At 64.0% G+C, this 19,674-nt stretch carries 15 protein-coding genes; 12 read left to right on the forward strand and 3 right to left on the reverse strand.

The features are described from left to right. The first annotated feature begins 20 nt into the window (after positions 1 to 20). The 5 genes from MHI61_RS21940 to MHI61_RS21960 all read left to right on the forward strand — a co-directional run bounded on the left by MHI61_RS21940 (position 21) and on the right by MHI61_RS21960 (position 5,981). On the forward strand, positions 21 to 1,400 hold the full coding sequence (locus MHI61_RS21940; protein ID WP_239790504.1) for an amidohydrolase family protein: 1,380 nt from the start codon (positions 21 to 23) through the stop codon (positions 1,398 to 1,400). After that, the gene (locus tag MHI61_RS21945; RefSeq protein WP_239790505.1) at positions 1,397 to 2,677 is read left to right on the forward strand and encodes a Zn-dependent hydrolase; all 1,281 of its coding nucleotides are present in this window, start codon (positions 1,397 to 1,399) and stop codon (positions 2,675 to 2,677) included. The genes MHI61_RS21940 and MHI61_RS21945 overlap by 4 nt, the downstream gene beginning before the upstream one ends. Beyond that, positions 2,658 to 3,752 (forward strand): DUF917 domain-containing protein, encoded by a 1,095-nt coding sequence (locus MHI61_RS21950; protein ID WP_239790506.1) that lies wholly within the window; start codon positions 2,658 to 2,660, stop codon positions 3,750 to 3,752. Before MHI61_RS21945 ends, MHI61_RS21950 begins: the two co-directional genes overlap by 20 nt. 3 nt (positions 3,753 to 3,755) lie before the next feature. Next, the gene (locus MHI61_RS21955) at positions 3,756 to 4,085 is read left to right on the forward strand and encodes a TfoX/Sxy family protein (protein ID WP_239790507.1); all 330 of its coding nucleotides are present in this window, start codon (positions 3,756 to 3,758) and stop codon (positions 4,083 to 4,085) included. Positions 4,086 to 4,319: 234 nt separating this feature from the next. Beyond that, positions 4,320 to 5,981 carry a urocanate hydratase gene (locus MHI61_RS21960; RefSeq protein WP_239790508.1) on the forward strand — a complete coding sequence of 554 codons (1,662 nt, stop codon included), beginning with the start codon at positions 4,320 to 4,322 and terminating at the stop codon, positions 5,979 to 5,981. 30 nt (positions 5,982 to 6,011) lie between these two features. Here the strand turns inward: MHI61_RS21960 and MHI61_RS21965 are convergent, their stop codons facing one another. Then, positions 6,012 to 6,398, reverse strand: a complete 387-nt coding sequence (locus MHI61_RS21965) for a VOC family protein (protein WP_239790509.1) — start codon at positions 6,396 to 6,398, stop codon at positions 6,012 to 6,014. After that, positions 6,395 to 7,645, reverse strand: coding sequence for an MFS transporter (locus tag MHI61_RS21970; protein ID WP_239790510.1), 1,251 nt, complete (start codon positions 7,643 to 7,645; stop codon positions 6,395 to 6,397). The genes MHI61_RS21965 and MHI61_RS21970 overlap by 4 nt, the downstream gene beginning before the upstream one ends. Before the next feature lie 91 nt (positions 7,646 to 7,736). Between MHI61_RS21970 and MHI61_RS21975 the strand changes: the two genes are divergently transcribed. Both MHI61_RS21975 and coaBC read left to right on the forward strand, forming a co-directional pair. After that, positions 7,737 to 8,618 (forward strand): LysR family transcriptional regulator, encoded by an 882-nt coding sequence (locus MHI61_RS21975; RefSeq protein WP_097667039.1) that lies wholly within the window; start codon positions 7,737 to 7,739, stop codon positions 8,616 to 8,618. Positions 8,619 to 8,717: 99 nt separating this feature from the next. Continuing rightward, complete coding sequence (gene coaBC, locus MHI61_RS21980; RefSeq protein WP_239790511.1) at positions 8,718 to 9,926, forward strand: bifunctional phosphopantothenoylcysteine decarboxylase/phosphopantothenate--cysteine ligase CoaBC; 1,209 nt, start codon at positions 8,718 to 8,720, stop codon at positions 9,924 to 9,926. Between the two features lie 135 nt (positions 9,927 to 10,061). On the opposite strand, the gene MHI61_RS21985 is transcribed toward coaBC, so the two are convergent. Beyond that, positions 10,062 to 10,874, reverse strand: a complete 813-nt coding sequence (locus MHI61_RS21985) for a class II glutamine amidotransferase (RefSeq protein WP_097606819.1) — start codon at positions 10,872 to 10,874, stop codon at positions 10,062 to 10,064. A gap of 504 nt (positions 10,875 to 11,378) precedes the next feature. On the opposite strand from MHI61_RS21985, the gene MHI61_RS21990 reads away from it, so the two are divergent. The 5 genes from MHI61_RS21990 to MHI61_RS22010 all read left to right on the forward strand — a co-directional run bounded on the left by MHI61_RS21990 (position 11,379) and on the right by MHI61_RS22010 (position 19,602). Next, positions 11,379 to 12,056 carry a FadR/GntR family transcriptional regulator gene (locus MHI61_RS21990; RefSeq protein WP_239790513.1) on the forward strand — a complete coding sequence of 226 codons (678 nt, stop codon included), beginning with the start codon at positions 11,379 to 11,381 and terminating at the stop codon, positions 12,054 to 12,056. Then, positions 12,053 to 13,345, forward strand: coding sequence for an MFS transporter (locus MHI61_RS21995; RefSeq protein WP_239790514.1), 1,293 nt, complete (start codon positions 12,053 to 12,055; stop codon positions 13,343 to 13,345). Before MHI61_RS21990 ends, MHI61_RS21995 begins: the two co-directional genes overlap by 4 nt. 132 nt (positions 13,346 to 13,477) lie before the next feature. Then, positions 13,478 to 15,007 (forward strand): carboxypeptidase, encoded by a 1,530-nt coding sequence (locus MHI61_RS22000; protein ID WP_239790515.1) that lies wholly within the window; start codon positions 13,478 to 13,480, stop codon positions 15,005 to 15,007. Positions 15,008 to 15,017: 10 nt separating this feature from the next. Beyond that, entirely contained in the window at positions 15,018 to 15,419 is a 402-nt protein-coding gene (locus MHI61_RS22005) for a GFA family protein (protein WP_239790516.1), read from the forward strand. A gap of 637 nt (positions 15,420 to 16,056) precedes the next feature. After that, a complete protein-coding gene (locus tag MHI61_RS22010; protein ID WP_239790517.1) occupies positions 16,057 to 19,602 on the forward strand; it encodes a DUF5801 repeats-in-toxin domain-containing protein in 3,546 nt (1,181 codons plus the stop codon). Positions 19,603 to 19,674 lie beyond the last annotated feature (72 nt).

Genomic DNA, 19,674 nt, shown 5'->3' on the forward strand with positions numbered 1-19,674 from the left:
TTCATTCTAGGAGGAACGGCATGGACTTCGATCTCGTTCTGCAGGGCACGGTGGTGCTGCCGGACCGCATTCTCGACGAGGGCTATGTCGCCGCCCGCGACGGCAAGATCGCCGAGGTCGGCCTCGGCGTGCCGCCGGCGGCGCGTGAGCGGCATCTGCTCGACAGAGCGCTGATCCTGCCCGGCGCGATCGACGCCCAGGTGCATTCGCTTTCCCAGAAGAACCAGGAAGACTTCATCTGGTCGACGCGGTCGGCAGCGGCCGGCGGCGTGACAACGATCGTCGACATGCCCTATGACGAGGGCGATCTCGTTTGCTCGGCGGCGGCGGTCAAACGCAAGATCGACCATGCCGGGCAGCAGGCGCGCGTCGACTTCGCGCTTTACGGCACCGTCGATCCGGAGGAAGGCCCGGCGCGGATCGGCGAGATGGTCGAGGCGGGCGTCGCCGCCTTCAAATTCTCGACGTTCGGCACCGATCCCAAGCGTTTTCCGCGCATTCCCCCGGCCCTGCTCGACGCCTGCTTTGCCGCCATCGCGCCGACGGGGCTGACAGCAGGCGTGCACAATGAAGACGACGAGGCGGTGCGCAGCTATATCGAGCAAGTGAAGGTGCGCGGCATCACCGACTGGCGGGCGCACGGCCTGTCACGGCCACCGATCACCGAACTCCTGGCCATGCACACGATCTTCGAGACGGGTGCCGCCACCGGCTGCCCCGCGCATGTGGTGCATTGCTCGCTCGGGCGCGGCTACGATATCGCCCGCGCCTATCGGCGTGACGGCTTTGCGGCGACGGTCGAATGCTGCATCCATTATCTGACGCTCGACGAAGAGAACGACGTCAAGCGCCTCGGCGGCAAGGCGAAGATCAATCCGCCGCTGCGGCCGCGCGCCGAGGTGGAGAAGCTCTGGCGGAAGGTGGCCGACGGCGATGTCTGGCTGGTTTCGACCGATCACGTCAGCTGGTCGGAGAACCGCAAGACCAATCCCGACATGCTCGCCAACGCATCCGGCGTGCCGGGCCTCGAGGTGATGGTGCCGCTTTTCGTCAAAGGCGCCATCGAGCGCGGCATTCCGCTGACTTGGGCGGCCAGGCTGATGGCGGAGAATCCGGCCAAGCATTTCCGGCTCGACCATATCAAGGGGGCGCTGACGCCGGACAAAGATGCCGATATCACCGTGCTGGAACCGCGGGACAGCGTCTATGATGCGTCGGCAAGCGGCAACAATGTCGTCGGCTGGAGCCCCTATAACGGCATTGCCCTGCCCTGGACGGTGGCGGCCACCTACCTGCGCGGCGAAAAGATCGCCGAGGGCGGCAAAGTGCTGGCCAAACCCGGCACCGGCCGGTTCGTCCGGCCGCCGTCGCGCCACATCATTGCGGGAGACGGTGCATGAGCCGCAATCTTCCCGTCAATGCCAGCAGGATCGCTGAGGATATCGAGGCGCTGGCCGCGATCACCGAGCCCGGGCATCCCTGGACGCGGCGAGCCTTCTCGCCGCTCTTTCGCGAAGGCCGGAGCTATCTCGAAGCGCGGATGAAGGCGGCCGGACTGGAAACGCGGTTCGACGCGGCCGGCAATCTGATCGGCCGGCGCACCGGCCGCAAGCCGTGGCTCGGCACGATCATGCTCGGTTCGCATTCCGACACGGTGCCGGACGGCGGCCGTTTCGACGGCATTGCCGGCGTGATCGCGGCGCTTGAGGTGGCGCGGGCGCTCGGCGACCAGACCATCGAGCTCGACCACGATCTGGAGGTGGTCGATTTCCTCGCCGAAGAAGTCAGCATCTTCGGCGTCTCCTGCATCGGCAGCCGCGGCATGACCGGGCAACTGCCGGAGGCCTGGCTTTCGCGCGCCAGCGGCGATCTCGATCTTGCCGGGGGTATTGCCCGGGTGGGCGGCGAGCCTGCCGTCCTGGCGCAGCAGAAGAGGCCGGATATTGCGGGCTTTCTCGAGCTGCATATCGAGCAGGGGCCGGTGCTCGAAGCCGAACGGAAGGATATCGGCATCGTCACCGCGATCGCCGGCATCACCCGCATCGAAATTGCCGTCGAGGGGCGAGCCGACCATGCCGGCACGACGCCGATGGACCGGCGGGCGGATGCGCTGGTGGCGGCATCGCAGCTGGTGCTCGACATCCGCAACGCCGCCGCCGAACTTGCCCGAACGCCGGGGCATTTTGCGGCGACGGTCGGCGAATTCAGGATCGAGCCGAATGCCGCCAATGTCGTGCCGTCGAAGGTCGTGCTGCTGATTGACGGGCGCGCGGAAATCCGCGCCGACATGGAGGCTTTCTGCCGCTGGCTCGAAGGCCATGTCGAAAAGCTGGCGACCGCCTATGGCGTGAGGATCGAGGCGCCGAACCGGGTATCCGACAATCTGCCGACGCCCGGCGATGCCGGGCTGCTTTCGACGCTCGAGGCCGCCTGCGAGCGCGTCGGCGCGAAACATCGGCGCATGGCCTCGGGCGCCGGACACGACACGGCCTGGATCGCCAAGGTGGCGCCGGCGGCCATGATCTTCGTGCCCTGCCGGGCAGGCCGCAGCCATTGCGCCGACGAGTGGGCCGACAATGACGACATCGCGCTCGGCGCCGCCGTGCTGTTCGAGGCGGTGCGCGAGATGGATAAGGATTCGAAGCGGGAGAAGGCCGATGGGACGCATACTGGTTGAGAAGGACGTCGAAGCCGCCGTCAAGGGCGGCTCCGTCTATGCCGCCGGCGGCGGCGGCTGGGCCGATCACGGGCGCATGCTCGGGCTGGCGGCCGTCAATGCCGGCAAGCCGGAGCTGGTCTCGATCGACGAGCTGCGGGCCGATGACTGGATCGCGACGGCTGCTGCCATCGGCGCGCCGGCCTCCACGACGCCCTGGGAAATGCAGGGCATCGATTATGTGAAGGCCGTGCAGCTCCTGCAGGAGGCGCTGGGCGAAAAGCTTTCCGGGCTGATCATCGGCCAGAACGGCAAGTCCTCGACGCTGAACGGCTGGCTGCCCTCGGCGATCCTCGGCACCAAGGTGGTCGATGCGGTCGGCGATATCCGCGCCCATCCCACAGGCGACATGGGCTCGATCGGCATGGCCGGCTCCCCCGAGCCGATGATCCAGACCGCCGTCGGCGGCAATCGCGCCGAAAACCGCTATATCGAACTGGTGGTGAAGGGGGCGACGGCGAAGATCTCGCCGGTGCTGCGCGCCGCCGCCGATCAATCCGGCGGCTTCATCGCCAGCTGCCGCAATCCGCTCAGAGCCTCCTATGTCCGCAGCCATGCGGCACTCGGCGGCATCTCAATGGCGCTTGCGCTCGGAGAGGCGATCATCGCGGCGGAGAAACGCGGCGGGTCCGTCATCGACGCGATCTGCAAAACGACGGGCGGGCATATTCTCGCCGAAGGCGTCATCTCTCGAAAAGACGTCGTCTACACCAGGGAAGCCTTCGACATCGGCACGGTCATCGTCGGTTCGGGGGCAAAAGCGGTGACGCTGCATGTGATGAACGAATATATGGCCGTGGACGATGCCGATGGCGGCCGGCTTGCCACCTTCCCCGCCGTGATCACCACGCTGTCACCGGAGGGCGAGCCGCTCAGTGTCGGTCAGCTCAGGGAAGGCATGCAGGTCTTCATCCTGCATGTGCCGAAGGATATCATTCCGCTGTCGGCAAGTGTGCTCGATCCGACCGTCTATCCCGTCGTCGAAAAGGCGATGGGGATCGAAATCGCCCGCTATGCGCTGGAAACGAAGGCCTGAGCCATGACGCGCGATCCCGGCCTCGAAGAACTGCTGCGCGAGGAACTTGGCGACTGGCGGGGGCTTACCGAAAAATCCATGTTCGGCGGCCGGGCCTTCCTGCTGAACGGCAATCTGCTTTGCGGTGCGCGCAATGACGGCATGCTGATCCGCCTCGGCAAAGGCAATGACGGTTGGGCGCTGGCGCTGCCTGGCGTGATCCAGATGCTGTCCGGCGAACGGATAATGCAGGGCTGGGTGCGGGCGACGGCCGAGGTTTACGGCGACGATGCGCTGCGACGGCGCTTGCTCGATGGCGCGCTCGCCTATGTGGAATCGCTGCCAGGCAAATAACCTGCGACTCCCCTTCTCCCCAGCGGGGAGAAGATGTCCGAAGGACAGATGAGGGGTGAGCGGCAGGGCCGCGAATGCCTTGAGCGCAAGCGAAGGGCAACATATCGGTCCTGCCGTGCCGCCCCCTCATCCGACCCTTCGGGCCACCGACCGGGGTCGAGCCACAGGTCTCGACCCGTCCTTCGGACCCCCGGCGGGGAGAAGGGAAAACAGAGACCAAGCGAGGAAACAACCATGCCGAAGGCCAATCCACGTCATCCGAAATTTCCGATTCCCGGCGGGCCGGAGCTGCGCGCCAAGGGCTGGCGGCAGGAAGCGCTGCTGCGGCTGCTCGAAAACGTTCTGTCCGTCGGCGAGGATCCCGACAATCTGATCGTCTATGCCGCGCTCGGCAAGGCGGCCCGCAGTTGGTCGGCGCATAAGGGCATCGTCAAAGCGCTAACCGAGATGGAGGAGGATCAGACGCTGCTGATCCAGTCCGGCAAGCCGATCGGGCTGGTGAAGACGCATGCCAAGGCGCCGCTCGTCATCATGGCGAACTGCAATATCGTCGGGCAATGGGCGAAAGCCGAGGTGTTCTACGAGCTGCAGCGCAAGGGCCTGATCTGCTGGGGCGGACTGACGGCGGGCGCCTGGCAATATATCGGCAGCCAGGGCGTCATCCAGGGCACTTACGAGATCTTCATGCGCATTGCCGAGCGGCGCTTCGGCGGCGATCTCGCCGGCCGCTTCGTGCTGACGGCCGGTCTCGGCGGCATGGGCGGAGCGCAGCCGCTCGCCGGCCGCATGGCGGGTGCTGCGATCCTCTGCGTCGACATCGATCCGGAGCGCGCCCGCAAGCGCCAGCAGATCGGTTATCTCCAGGAGATCGCGCCCGATCTCGATACCGCCCTTGAGATGATCGATGCGGCGGTGAAGGACAGGCGGGCGCTCTCCGTCGGCCTCGTCGGCAATGCGGCGGAGGTCTATCCCGAAATCGCAAGGCGCGGCATCTTGCCCGACATCGTCACCGACCAGACCTCGGCGCACGATCTGGTCTATGGCTACGTGCCGAAGGGCATGAGCCTCGATCAGGTGAGAGAACTGCGCGACGATGGCCAGGGGCAGTTGATGGCGGCAAGCCGCGCTTCGATCGTCGAGCATGTCACGGCGATGCTCGATTTCCAGAATCGCGGCTCCGAGGTCTTCGACAACGGCAACCTCATCCGCACCCAGGCGAAAGAGGGCGGTGTCAGCAATGCCTTCGACATTCCGATCTTCACCGAAGCTTATCTGAGGCCGCTCTTTGCCCGGGCGATCGGCCCCTTCCGCTGGATGGCGCTGTCGGGCGAGGAGAGCGATATCGCCCGCATCGACGACCTGCTGCTCGAACTCTTCCCCGACAACAAGATCATCACCAACTGGATCCGGTTGGCGCGCGAGCACGTTCCCTTCGAGGGGCTGCCGGCCCGCATCGCCTGGCTCGGCCACGGCGAACGCACGATGCTGGCGCGGCGCGTCAATGCGCTGGTCGCAGGCGGCGAATTGAAAGGTCCCGTCGCCTTTTCCCGCGACCATCTCGATGCCGGCGCCATGGCGCATCCCAATATCATGACCGAGCGGATGAAGGACGGTTCCGACGCGATCGCCGACTGGCCGCTGATCGATGCGATGATGCTCTGCTCGTCGATGGCCGATCTCGTCGTCGTCCATTCCGGCGGCGGCGGCTATGCCGGCTACATGACGAGCTGCGGCGTCACCGTCATCGCCGACGGCACCGAAGCCGCCGACGAGCGGCTCGACCACGCGCTGACCAACGACACCGCCTTGGGCGTCATGCGGTATGCTGACGCGGGCTACGAAGAGGCGCTGGATGAGGTGGTGAAGAAGGACGTGCCCTATATCCGTCTGGATTGAACCCGCAAGCCGGTACCGGCCTATCGAGCGTCAGTCGATCAGATTCGAAACCTCGATGAGATTGCTGTCAGGATCTCGGAAATAAACCGAACGCAACCGTCCGGTGGCGCCGGTGCGCTCGACCGGGCCCTCTTCGATCACAATGTCCGACGCCCGCAAATGGGCGCTGACGTCGGCAAGCGGCGTCTCGGCGATGAAGCAGAGGTCGCCGGAGCCGGGGATTGGATGTCTGGCCTTGGGTTCGAATTCGTGGCCGGCCCGATGCAGGTTGATCTTCTGGCGGCCGAATTTCAGTGCCTTGCGGCCCTCCGCGAAGGTTTCGACCGACATGCCGAGGATGTGGGAATAGAAATCGCAGGTGGCTGTGATATCGGCGACGGTCAGCACGAGATGATCGAGATGGTCTATGCGGATCATGCCTTTCCCCTTGCTAGACGCTGCGCGGCACAGGCGGAGATAAAGGCGAGCGTCAGCATGACAAGGGTGAAGGTGACGACGGCGGCCCAGCCGTCGATTGCCCAGAACCAGCCGCCCGCCGACCCCATGACGCTGGAGCCGACGTAATAGGCGAGCATATAGAGCGACGAGGCGTGGCCCTTGGTGCCATGCGCGAGCCTGCCGACGAGGCCGCTGGCGATGGAATGGCTCATGAAGAAACCGGCCGTCAGCACGATAATGCCGAGGATCATCGATGGCAGCGCGACGGAGAGTGTCAACGCGGTGCCGGCGGCGGTCAGCGCGAGGCCGAAGAGCAGCACAGAGAAGTGCCCGATCCGATCTCCGATCAGGCCGCCGGTCGAGGCGCCGCCGATGCCAAAGAGATAAACGGTGAAGATCAGGCCGAGTTCGGTCTGGTTGAGGCCATAGGGCGGAGCCACGAGACGGAAGCCGGCGTAATTGTAGATGGTCACGAAGGAGCCCATCGCCAGGAAGGCAATGGCGAAGATGAAGGGCAGCACCGGATTGGCGAGGTGGCCGAGCCAGGCCTTGGCGTGAAAGCGCGGATCGAAGCCCGGCCGGCGGACGAAATTCCGCGATGGCGGCAGCAGGGCGATGAAGCCGAGCGCCGCGGCAAGGCCGATGGCGCCGATGAGAAAGAGCGCCGGCCGCCAGCTGAGATATTCGGCGAAGATGCCGGTCAGTACGCGGCCGGACATGCCGCCGAAGGCCGTGCCGCCGACATAGAGACCCATGGTGGCGCCAAGGCCGCGCGGATCGATTTCCTCGGCGAGATAGGCCATGGCGACGGCAGGCACGCCGCCGAGAGCCAGCCCCTGCAGGGCGCGGATGACGAGCAGCAGATGCCAGTTCGGGGCAAAGGCGGTGGCGATCGTCAGCAAGGCTGCACCGAGCAGCGATATCGACATCAGGCTGCGGCGGCCGAGGCCCTCCGAGACGGCAGCGGCGCAGATGATGGCGACTGCCAGGAAGCCGGTGGAGAGCGACAGCGACAGCGAGCTTTCGGCCGGACTGACGGAAAATTCCTGCGAAAAGATCGGCAGCAGCGGCTGCACGCAATAAAGCAGCGAGAAGGTGGAAAAGCCGGAGAGGAAAAGGGCCAGGCTGGCGCGGCGATAGGCGCCGGTGCCGCGGGTCAGATAGGACCTCCGTCCCGGGATCGCGGTTTCCTCAGAGCGCTTTGCTGCATAGGCTGGCTTCGGCATGGATCCATCCTTCCAGCCTCCGATCTAGTCAGCGTCCCTTCATTTGTCCAATATATGGAAACGACGATTTCAATATGTTTTGGAGATGGCCATGGAGCTGCGACACCTGAGATATTTCCTTGCGGTGGCGGAGGAACGCAATTTCACCCGCGCCGCAGGCAAACTTGGCATCGGGCAGCCACCGCTCAGCCAACAAATCCGCGACCTGGAAACGGAAGTGGGTGCGGCGCTGTTCCACCGCGTGCCGCATGGCGCAGAGCTGACGGCGGCAGGTGCAGCGTTTCTCGGTGAGGCAAAAGCGGCCCTGGCGGCAGCGGAGAAGGCGAAGCTTGCCGCGCAAAGCGCCAATCGCGGCGAGACCGGTCGGCTGTCGCTCGGCTTCACCGCATCCTCCGCCTTCAATCCCGTGGTCAGCACCACGATCCGCCGCTTCCGAGCGCGCTGGCCGGAGGTGCAGCTGTCGCTGACGGAGATGAACACGCTGGCGCTGATGCAGAAGCTGGAACGCGGCGAGTTGGACGCCGCCTTCATGCGCCCGAGCCTCGAAGACCCCGCCGGCATCCGGCTGCGTCGGCTTGAAGATGAACCGATGGTGATCGCCCTGCCCGCCAGCCACCGGCTGGCACGGCATCGCAGCCTGCCGCTTGCGGCCCTGGCCGACGAACCTTTCATCCTCTTTCCCAGGCTCGTCGGATTGAGTCTTTACGACGATGTCGTGCTTGCCTGCCGTAAGGCGGGATTCGAGCTCACCGTGGCGCAGGAGGCGCCGCAGATTTCCTCCGTCGTCAATCTGGTGGCGGCCGATCTCGGCGTGTCGATCGTGCCGGCGTCGATCTCGCAGATCAAACTTCAGGGTGTTGTCTACACGCCGATCGAGGGACCGCCGGCCATCGCGCGCCTGGCGCTGGCGATGCTGAGGACGCATCGCTCGCCGGTTACAGAGAACCTGATGAGCCTGCTCAGTGATGAATGACGTCGCAAGGCAGAACAGGAGCGTCCGTACTCGATTGCATGTTCTGCGCCAAAGGCTTAGGGTCGAGGCCGGGCAAAAAAAGGCGACGGGTAGAAAGCCATGGCTCTCAGCGGCAAACGCATCCTCCTCATCATCTCAGGCGGCATCGCCGCCTATAAGAGCCTGGATCTGATCCGCCGGCTGCGTGAGCGCGGTGCGAGCGTCCGTCCCATCATGACCAGGGGCGCGCAGGAATTCGTCACGCCGCTTGCCGTCGGTGCCCTGGCCGCGGATCATGTCTTCATCGATCTGTTTTCACGGCAGGACGAACAGGATGTCGGCCATATCAGGCTGGCGCGCGACTGCGATCTCGTGCTGATTGCGCCCGCCAGCGCCGACCTGATGGCGAAGATGGCGAACGGGCTTGCCGACGATCTCGCCTCGACGGTGCTGCTCGCAACGGCGAGGCCGGTGCTTGCGGCTCCGGCGATGAACCCGAGAATGTGGGCACATCCGGCCACCCGGCGCAATGCGGCAAGGCTGAGGGACGATGGCGTTCGCTTTGTCGGGCCGATGGCCGGCGAGATGGCGGAAAGCCACGAGGCCGGGCTCGGCCGGATGGCGGAGCCGCTTGACATCGTCGCTGCCGCCGAAACCATGCTCGATGACGGGGAAAAGCCGCTGAAGGGCCGCAAGGCGATCGTCACATCAGGACCGACGCATGAACCGATCGATCCGGTGCGTTACATCGCCAACCGCTCCTCCGGCCGGCAGGGCCATGCGATCGCCGCAGCCCTTGCCAAGCTCGGCGCCGAGGTGACGCTCGTCTCCGGGCCCGTGACGATCGCCGACCCCGTCGGCGTCCACACCATTCATGTCGAGCGGGCGGAGGAAATGCGCGATGCCGTGCTGGCCGCGCTGCCGGCCGATATCGCCGTGATGGTGGCGGCGGTGGCGGACTGGCGCGTCGCCTCGGCCGCCGATCAGAAGCTGAAGAAACATCCGGGCGAATCCATTCCAACGCTGGCGCTGACCGAGAACCCCGACATTTTGAAAACCGTCGGCCATCACACGATGCGGCCGAAACTGGTGATCGGCTTTGCCGCCGAGACGCAGGATGTGGAGAGCAATGCGAGGGCGAAACTCGAGCGCAAGGGCGCCGACATGATCGTCGCCAACGACGTTTCTCCGGCGACCGGCATCATGGGCGGCAGCCGCAACAGCGTCAGACTCATCCGTCACGACAGTGTCGAGCGGTGGCCTGACCTGGCGAAGGAAGAGGTTGCCGAAAGGCTGGCGGCGCTGATCGCCGAGCGTTTCCGCGGATAGTTAGAGCATGTCTCGCAAAAGTGTGCAGCGGTTTTGCGATAAAGACATGCGTGAAAACAAAGACCTAAAGCGTGAAAAGCGAATCTGAAAGATCGCGACACGCTTTAGAAAATCGCTTTCGATTTTCGACGACGACTATGCGGAGACGGCCAAAGGCTGCAACTTGGCGACGCTCCGATTTTCCGGCCGGAAATCCGCGACGTCGATGCCGTTTTTGCCGACAGTGACGGCGCTGCCATCGGGAATTTCCGCCCAGGCGTCGACATCGTCGTTCAGCGGCTCGGAGACGAGGCAATAGCCGGCGCCGACCGGCGAGGCATAGAGCGTCGGCGCCTTGCGATCGGTGGCGTAGCGGATCGCATAGAGCGTATTGCCGTCGGAGAAGGCGGCGGTAAAGCGCAGCAGGATCGAGCCGATGATGTTTTCGGCCAGGTTTTCGACGAAACCGACCATAGCAGACATCGCGGCGATCGGCGCCTCGCGCAGGCCAAATTGCAACGCCAGCAGGAACATCAGTTCGGAATCGGTCGTGCCGCTGCGGACATTAAACAACTCGTCGTCGAGCATCGCCTCCATCGGCCGGCGCAGGCGCTCGAAGCCGGAGATCTGGCCGTTGTGCATGAAGGACCAGGTGTCATGGGTGAAGGGGTGGCAGTTGTCGCGGCGCGTGCCGCCGCCCGTGGCGGCGCGGACATGGGCGAGAAAGAGCGGCGAACGGATCTGCCGCGCCAGGCTCTTCAGATTGCAGTCCGACCATGCCGGCAGGATATCGCGGTAGCGGCCGGGCTCGGGCCTGTCGCCATACCAGGCGATGCCGAAGCCATCACCATTGGTCGCCGTCTTGGCGCGGGTAGCGCAATGGGACTGCTCGATCAGCGAATGGGCGGGCGAGGATACCAGCTCCTCGAGATAGAGAGGGTCTCCGCGATAGGCTGCCCAGCGACACATGGCTTTTGCTCCGGGACCCGCCGCCGCTTCGGCGGGAATGCTGAAATTGTCGAACGTCAAGGCTAATAACAGCTTAACGCGCGGCGGGTTTGCAAGCGCAAGGTGACGGTTTCGTGGCGCCCGGCGCCTTCAAATTCAGCAAAGCTCTGTGTTTTTTTGTGAACGGTCGGATCCGCAGAGGCCGGGCATAGACGGGGATTTCTGCTTGCATCTCGAAAGAATCGGCCTACCTTGGGTCTATCAGCAACAGAACGAAAGGAAGGTGATCCAATGTCTAATGAGATTTCGGACCTCGTAACGGGCATGGAAGAGGTGATGAAAGCGAGGCAGCCCTCGCTCTAAAACCTGCCTTCCTGGGGCTGCTTTGACAGTCCAGGCCAGTTCGAGGCCAAACTCATGGAAAGGGTCGCCGAGGCGGCCCTTTTTATTGCCCGGATTTTGCTTTGACGAGAACGAGAAAGCCCATTATTCATAAAGTCATCCGATGACTTTATGAATAGGCCCATGCGTACGATCAGCAGGACAAATCTCGCCGATGAGGCGATCGAGGCGATCCGCGGCGACATCCTCAGCAAACGCTGGGCGGTCGGCGAGAAATTGCCGAATGAAGCCTCGCTGTCGGCCATGCTCTCCGTCAGCCGCGGCACGGTGCGCGAAGCGGTACGCGTCCTTGTCTCCCAGGGCTATCTCGAAACGCGGCAGGGGTCGGGCACCTATGTCCGGTCCACCAGCGATGCCGGCCGACCGCTGACGATGGCGCGGCGCGCCAGCCTGCGAGACCAGTTCGAGGCGCGCCTGGCGCTCGACGTCGAGGCCGCCCGGCTGACGGCGATCCGCAAGACGCCGGAGACGGTAACGGAGCTTCGCCGGCTGCTTGCCGAGCGCGGCACCTATGAGGGCGGCGACAAGGCCGGCTTCATCGAGCGCGACCTCGCCTTCCATAAGGCTGTCATCGCCGCGTCGGGCAATCGGGCGATGGTCGAGATCTACGATTTCTTCTCGGCCTCGATCGCCGAGACCATCGCGGCGACGCTAGGGAAGGATATTCCCGAACCGGATATGCAGGCGCATGCCGATATCGTCGACGCGATCGAAACCGGCGATCCCGACAAGGCGGATGCGGCGGTGCGCCGGTTCATGGCGCCGGTTCTCGCCGCCCTCGACCGGATGATCCTGTCATGAATGCGCCTTCCAACGGTATCACCACCACTCTCGACCCGGCCGACGAACTGCTGATCGACGCCGAGGCCGGCAGCCTGCCGCCGCCGCAGGCGACACCTTTGGCCGGTGCCGCAGATCGTTTGCTGCTCGGCGCCAGCCTGGTGCTGATCGCCTTCAACCTGCGGCCGGTCTTTTCAAGCGCCTCGGCGCTTCTGCCCGAAATCCGCTCGGAATTTGGTCTCACAGCGCTCGGCGCCAGCCTGCTGACGACGCTGCCGGTTGTTTGCCTCGGCGCCTTCTCGCCGCTGGCGCCGCGCCTTGCCCAGCGCTTCGGTTCGGAGCGTACGCTGCTCGGCGTTATCCTGCTCCTCGCCCTTGGCACTGCTTTGCGCGGGTTTTCCTCCGTGCCGCTGCTCTTCATCGGCACGGCGCTCGCCGGCGCCTGCATTGCCGTCGGCAACGTGCTGCTGCCGGGGTTGGTCAAGCGGGATTTCGCCACGCGCACCGCCCTGATGACCGGCTTCTACACGATGGCGCTCTGCGCGGGTGCGGCAAGTGCCGCCGGGCTGACACTGCCGCTCGAGCACGCGCTCGGCGGCTCGCTTGCGGGTGCGCTCGCCATCTGGGCGCTGCCGGCGCTCGCCGTCGGCCTGATCTGGCTGCCGCAGGTTCTGCGCAGCAGCGGACAGGCAAGACGAAACGGAACCCACGTCAAAGGCCTCTGGCAGGACCGGCTTGCCTGGCAGGTGACGCTCTTCATGGGGCTGCAATCGGCGCTCGCCTATTGCGTCTTCGGCTGGCTGGTTCCGATCCTGCGCGAACGCGGGCTCGACGGTGTCACTGCCGGGGTGATCGTTTCACTGTCGGTGATGGTGCAGGCCGCATCCTGCCTGATCGTGCCGCATATCGCCGTGCGCGGCCGCGATCAGCGGCTGATCAATGCCAGCCTCTGCGGCGTTGCCGTCGTCGCCCTGCTCGGCCTGCTCTTCGCGCCGCTGTCGACGGTCTGGCTCTGGGCTGTGCTGCAGGGCATCGGCCAGGGCGGGCTGATCGCGGCGGCGATGACGACGATCGTGCTGCGCTCGCGCGATCCCGATGTCGCCGCCCATCTCTCCGGCATGGCGCAATGCATCGGTTATCTACTTGCCGCCGTCGGCCCGCTCATCGTCGGCCTCATTCGCGGCTGGACCGGCAGCTTTTCCTGGTGCGCGCTTCTCTTCGTCGCGCTCGGGCTCGCGGCCGCGATCAACGGCTGGAGGGCCGGCCGGCCGCTGGAGGTGAATGTACGCGCGATCGAGAAGGCATCCTGAGCCGCTCGCTCACGCGCTCACTTGCTCACTCAGTCGCTCGCTCACCGGCCCATCACCATCTCTTGATGCCGGTCGCCTGCTGCGGATGCTACGCTATCTCAACCCGCATGCCGCACCGCCGGAGGAGACATTTTGCGTATACAACCCCTGTTTCTGCTGGCCGCGCTTGCGGCGTCGCTGCTCCCTGCCCTCTCTCCGGCACAGGACGGCGGTCAACCGAAGGCGAATGTCGAGCGCAGCGTGCGCGAGGGCGTGCTGAAGCTGCTGCCGGCCGATTCCGTCACCGAACACGAACTGACGATCGGCGGCCGGAAGATCGGCTATACCGCAACCGCCGGCACACTCGATCTCTTCGGCCAGGACGGCGCCCGGACCGGCGCGATTTTCTACACCGCCTATGTCGCGAAAGACGCGGGGGCCGACCGGCCGTTGACCTTTGCCTTCAATGGCGGGCCGGGGGCGGCTTCCGCCTTCCTGCATCTCGGGCTGGTCGGACCGAAAGTGCTCGATTTCGGGCCTCAGGGACGCGACGGCGCCAACGCGAAGCTGGTCGACAATCCCCAAAGCTGGCTCGATTTCACCGACCTCGTGCTGATCGATCCGATCGGCACCGGCTGGAGCCGGACGGTCAAGGCCGACGACGCTTCCAACTATTATAACGTCAACTCCGACGCCCAGAGCATCGCCAAGGCGATCGCGCTCTATGTCGCGCACAACAACCGTTCCAATTCGCCGAAATATCTTCTCGGCGAAAGTTATGGCGGCTTCCGCGCCGCCAAGGTCGCGTCGGTGCTGCAGGAAAGCCAGGGGATCGTCGTCGCCGGCGCGGTCACGCTTTCGCCCTTGCTCGAAGGCCAGCTGATGTTCAACGCCGATCAGTTCGCGCTCGGCGCAGCACTTGAGCTGCCGTCGCTGGCGGCCGCCGAACTCGACCGTCACAATGCCTTTGACGAAGAGAAGCAGCGCGAGGCGGAAACCTTCGCGCTCGGCGACTATCTGACGACGCTCGCCGGCCCACCGCCGACAGGGAGCAATGCCGCCGCCTTTTATGGCAGGATTGCCGGACTGACGGGTATCCCTGAGGATATCGTGGCGCGCAACCGCGGCTTCCTCGGCAATTCCTTCGTCAAACATTCGGATGGGGGCAGCGGCGCGGTGATGAGCCCCTACGACGCTTCCTTTGCCGCCCCCGACCCCTATCCGGAATCGGATTACGACCGCGGCGACGACGCCATCCTAGACGGTTTCACCCGCGCCTATGGCGGCGCCTTCGCCGACTATGCCCGCAGCCAACTCGGCTTCAAGACCGAGATGACCTATTCGCTGCTCGACGGCGATATCAGCCGGCGCTGGGAATGGGGTGGCGGACGCGGCGGGACGCGCTTGCAGGCCAGCGCCACCGACGACATCAGGCAGTTGCTCGCCTCCAACTCTGCATTTCATCTGCTGATCGCCCATGGCTACAGCGATCTGGTGACGCCTTACGGCGTCAGCCGCTACGTCGTCGACCATCTGCCGCCTTCGCTCACCGGCGGACGCGTCGGGCTGAAGCTCTATCGCGGCGGCCATATGTTCTACACGAATACCGACCAGCGAGCCGCCTTCACGGCGGATGCCAAGGCCTTTTATGCCGAGCGGCCGGCGGCCGCGCCGGCAGATTGAGGACTGGCCGATGCATATATCAGGAGGATGCCATTGCGGCGCGATCCGCTATCAGGCGGAGATCGACGCGGAGCGGGTTTCGATCTGCCATTGCACCGATTGCCAGCGGCTGACGGGTTCGGCCTATCGCGTCACCGCGCCGGTGCGATCGGAACGCTTCACGCTGATATCGGGCGAACCGCGAGAATACAGCAAATATGGCGACAGCGGCGGCCTCAGCCGGCAGTTCTTCTGCCCGACTTGCGGATCACCGCTCTACCGCACCAATGATAAAGGCAGCGCCATCGGCATCCGTCTCGGCAGCATCGACCAGCGGCGGGAACTGATGCCGCAGAAACAGATATGGTGCCGCTCAGCCTTGCCCTGGGTGGAGAATATCGAACCGCTGCCGCGGTTCGACGGCGAGGATTGAGAAACATTCCAACGCCGCCCGTCTGAAAAGACATAGCGCGCGACAATCGAGGGCGCCATTTCCGACCGGCTCTCGATGACACCTGCCTATGCTCTTTCGACCTCGTTTGGCTTTGTCTCGTCGCCGCCGGACACCCGCCTCGAATGCTCGACCAGGCGCCGCGACGCCAGTCCGCCGTTGGACTTGTCGAAATGTCAACACAATGTATTCATTGATGAAAAACAGAAAAAGCGTCATTAAAAATCAATACAGATCCTCCCTTAGCTCGAACTGGCTAAGTGAAATTTCTCCCAACTTATAGTATAAAGAAACTGGAGGGGAATTCTCGCACCGAGTTTGGTGGGGACTGCACAGCCACAAATGTATTTCTTCTGAATTTTACAAACTCTGTCTTGCATTCATGAGAATGTAAACTTCGGAGTTGCTGTTATGACAGCCTCTATACATAGACTTTGGTCTTAATCAACGGCGGACTTTGGTCTTAGTACCCTCCAATTGAGACGGACTGTCCCTCTCCATCGGCGAGACAATCGCGATCGATGGGAGCTGCAAGTCCCGATGCGCAAGCGGTGGACCTGCCGGGTGCATTCGGCATCCGGGGCCCGGCCCCCTGCGACTTAACCGAGGGAGAATTTCCATGGCACTCGACATCACAACCCAGGACCTCATCATCGATGAGACAGCCGGTTTGCAAGACGACGATATCGATCCGTTGCTTGCGCCGCATAGCACCAACACGACGCTGCAATATATGTTGGGCCGCGATGGCTCGGGCGGGCTATCTTCACCGGAGGTCGCCTTCCAGTCCAACTTCGTCGTCGCCTCGGCGAGCGCAGGAGAAACCATCACGTCGGTGATTCTCACCCAGAACGCTTCCGGGACGCCGTTTTCCACCACGGTCGGCGTCAACAGCGGCATTCGCACCGTCGATGGCAATTATATCTGGCTGTTCCAGGATCCGACGCATGCAAACGTCGTGATCGGTGTCATCGGCACCTCCGACCAGAACGCCGAGCCCGCCGAGACCGGGCCGCTCGCTTTCTCGCTGGCGCTGATCAGCACCAGTGCCACCAATGCCGACCTGTACACGGTCCAGTACGTGCCGTTGCTTCATCCCGTGACAACCAACGCCGACGACCGCATCGATCTGACCAATAAGGTGTTCGCCTCGGTCACCGGAACCACGGTGGTCAATTTCAGCCAGCTCGGCGACGCCCCTTCCGGACATAACAACTGGTATATTCTCGACGCCGACGCGGCCAGCCCGCAGAAGATTCTGGTCACGGCGCACGACAATGGCGTGCAGGCGGAAGTCAATGTCAGCACCCAAGGTCTGGGCGTCGCCTCTCAAGACGTGCGCTTCGGCCGCGAGCTTCAGATCGACCTGATCACCGGCGGCACCCAGAGCGCGGGCAAGGACTTTACCGACACGCCGATCGCGCCCGACTACGGCTCACACCTGGAGAACGTTTCCAGCGCCGGTTTCTCGGTCTCGCAGTCGACCCCGACCGGCACCGTCGCCGACATCGAGATCCACGCCTATAATAACGACGACAATGTGGAAGGCGCTGACTTCCCCACTGACGACAACGACACCGAGATCAATATTACCGGCGTGACGTTCAAACTGAACGGTGAGACAAAAACGGCGGCGGAGCTCGGCATCACCGTCAATCTCAGCGGCAATGGACTGATCCTCGAGGATGTCGGCGAGGGCGTGACGGTCGATTTCACCACCGCGGGCGGCGTTGGCGGAACCTTCGACCGCTTCACCATCAAGAATATCGACACCGAGAAAGACTTCTTCGACGTCAAGGAAGTGCATTTCGGCGGTGAGGTCAGCAACGCTCATAACGAAGAGGTTGGCTCCTTCATCAACTTCGACGACGACGGACCGACGATCACGGCAACCGGCACCCCGCCGAACCTGACGGTCGACGAGACCATCCTGGCGACCAATGCCACCGGCGACTTCTCGACCTTCTTCACCTCAAATGCCGGGGCCGATGGCGACGACATCACCTATTCGCTCGGCATCAGCCAGGTCACCAATGTCAGCGGCCTCACCGATACCGCAACCGGCCAATCCGTGCTGCTCTTCCTCGAAGGCGGCAGCGTCGTCGGCCGCGCCGGGGCCGGCGGTCCTGTTGTCTTCACCGTCAGCGTCGATACCGCCGGCGTCGTCACCCTCGACCAGGCGCGGGCAATCATCCACGCCGATGCCAGCAACCCGGATGACAGCCGGACCCTGGCAGCCGACGACCTCATCACCCTGACGGCGACCATCACCGACAATGACGGCGATCCCGCCTCGGCCACGCATAATATCGGCCAGAACCTCAACTTCGAGGATGACGGACCGACGATCACGGCAACCGGAAGCCCGCCGAACCTGACGGTCGACGAGACCATCCTGGCGACCAATGCCAACGGCGACTTCTCGACCTTCTTCACGTCAAATGCCGGGGCCGATGGCGACGACATCACCTATGCGCTCGGCATCAACGCGCTCAACAATGTCAGCGGCCTCACCGACACGGAAACCGGTCAATCCGTGCTGCTCTTCCTCGAAGGCGGCAGCGTCGTCGGCCGCGCCGGGGCCGGTGGTCCTGTTGTTTTCACCGTCAGCGTCAGTGCTCTCGGCATCGTCACCCTCGACCAGGCACGGGCAATCATCCATGCCGACGCCAGCAACCCGGATGACAGCCGGACTTTGGCTGCCGCCGATCTCGTCACGCTGACAGCGACCATCATCGACGGCGACGGCGATCAGGCCACCGCCACCCGCAATATCGGCCAGAACCTCAACTTCGAGGATGACGGCCCGACGATCACGGTGCCGTTTGACGGTGACCCCGTTGCCGCAGGTATTCAGCACGAGACCCTGGCCAACGCACTCAACGCCTCGGCCGCCGGCGCCTTCGGCTATAATATCGGCGCGGATGTCCACCCGGCCGCGTTCTACACTGGGGGCGGTTCCGACTTCGTCGATCAAGATCTCGTGACGGCCGGCGTCCAGATCGGACTGACCGGCACGATCATCGGCGGCGGCGGAGGCAATCTCGTTACCTCGAATGTGACGCTGGCGTCGGAGAGCCTCACCTCCGCGACGTTCAACTTCACCTTCACCTACGACAGGGATCCGGCGGCCGGCGTCCAGGCGGGCACGGCGGGCGGCACTCTCGTCTTCGACAAGGCCGCCGACACCTATACCATCAACCTGACAGACCCGCTGGAAGGCTTCAGCTTCGACATTCTGCATACCAGCGAGCTCCTCTCCAAGGAGCCGACGAGCAATACCGGCCATCCGCAGATCGTGGTGGAGCGGCTGCAGGCGGATGACCCGAACACATCACCTGATGAAGACTTCTACGTGCAGTTCACCGGCAACTTGGTCAACAGGGCCAACCCATTCCGCTTGACGAACGACGGCGAGGGCACGTCCGGTGATTCCACCTTCACCGTCGGCGGTCACGAGATGGTGAGCAACACCAATGAGACGTGGGTCTCTGCGACGCAGAACACCAACGGCGTCGCCGGCGACACGATCCAGAAAGACGAACTGCTGACCTTGCGGTTCTTCAGCAGCAATGTCGGCATCGCCAACGAGGCTCTCACCCCGACGGCGACTGCCGGCGCAATGGCGATCAAGTTCGACGGCATCGGCAACAGCGAAGACCTGATGCTGATCCTCAACCTGATCGATCTGAACGGCGCCGACAACATCGCCGGCAACGGCGATGACAATGCCACGATCACGCGGGCCATGTATGTGTCGAACGCCGACATCTACAAGACCGGCCAGGTCCCGACTGCCTACAGCAGCGAGTTCACGCTCGACAATAATGACGGCCTCGTGATCGTCGAGCAGAACGACTACAACGCCGCCGGCGAAGACTACGTGCTGCAGGGTGCGCAGATCATGCAGTCGGGCAACGGGATCACCGGCAACAATACCGCGATCGACCTCAACAGGGTGACCGGCGCCGGCGGGGGCAGCAATGCGACCTCTAGCCTGGTGAACTTCGACGCCACCGACAACGACGTGCTGAAGATCACCGACATCGGCTTCACCTCCACCGTGACCCAGACGCCGGACGCCAACCTCGACTTCGCCTTCCAGGTGGTCGATGCGGACGGGGACCAGACGGAGATGCAACACATCCTCGTCGACGTCGCCTGACGTGTCACCAACGGGGGCAGCATCCGCTCCGCTGCCCCCGTCATCCATTGCACAGGGTGTCATCTCGAGTAC

Origin of the sequence: Rhizobium sp. K102 (genome assembly GCF_022385315.1) — a bacterium.
Classification (GTDB): Bacteria; Pseudomonadota; Alphaproteobacteria; order Rhizobiales; family Rhizobiaceae; genus Rhizobium; species Rhizobium croatiense.

Excerpts from the sequence above, each read along its gene's own strand:
- MHI61_RS21960 (WP_239790508.1), top strand. The coding sequence starts at position 4,320 with ATGCCGAAGGCCAATCCACGTCATCCGAAATTTCCGATTCCCGGCGGG.
- MHI61_RS22010 (WP_239790517.1), top strand. The coding sequence starts at position 16,057 with ATGGCACTCGACATCACAACCCAGGACCTCATCATCGATGAGACAGCC.
- MHI61_RS21950 (WP_239790506.1), top strand. The coding sequence starts at position 2,658 with ATGGGACGCATACTGGTTGAGAAGGACGTCGAAGCCGCCGTCAAGGGC.
- MHI61_RS21945 (WP_239790505.1), top strand. The coding sequence starts at position 1,397 with ATGAGCCGCAATCTTCCCGTCAATGCCAGCAGGATCGCTGAGGATATC.
- MHI61_RS21990 (WP_239790513.1), top strand. The coding sequence starts at position 11,379 with ATGCGTACGATCAGCAGGACAAATCTCGCCGATGAGGCGATCGAGGCG.
- MHI61_RS21975 (WP_097667039.1), top strand. The coding sequence starts at position 7,737 with ATGGAGCTGCGACACCTGAGATATTTCCTTGCGGTGGCGGAGGAACGC.
- coaBC (WP_239790511.1), top strand. The coding sequence starts at position 8,718 with ATGGCTCTCAGCGGCAAACGCATCCTCCTCATCATCTCAGGCGGCATC.
- MHI61_RS21955 (WP_239790507.1), top strand. The coding sequence starts at position 3,756 with ATGACGCGCGATCCCGGCCTCGAAGAACTGCTGCGCGAGGAACTTGGC.
- MHI61_RS21985 (WP_097606819.1), bottom strand. The coding sequence starts at position 10,874 with ATGTGTCGCTGGGCAGCCTATCGCGGAGACCCTCTCTATCTCGAGGAG.
- MHI61_RS21965 (WP_239790509.1), bottom strand. The coding sequence starts at position 6,398 with ATGATCCGCATAGACCATCTCGATCATCTCGTGCTGACCGTCGCCGAT.
- MHI61_RS21940 (WP_239790504.1), top strand. The coding sequence starts at position 21 with ATGGACTTCGATCTCGTTCTGCAGGGCACGGTGGTGCTGCCGGACCGC.
- MHI61_RS21995 (WP_239790514.1), top strand. The coding sequence starts at position 12,053 with ATGAATGCGCCTTCCAACGGTATCACCACCACTCTCGACCCGGCCGAC.
- MHI61_RS21970 (WP_239790510.1), bottom strand. The coding sequence starts at position 7,645 with ATGCCGAAGCCAGCCTATGCAGCAAAGCGCTCTGAGGAAACCGCGATC.
- MHI61_RS22005 (WP_239790516.1), top strand. The coding sequence starts at position 15,018 with ATGCATATATCAGGAGGATGCCATTGCGGCGCGATCCGCTATCAGGCG.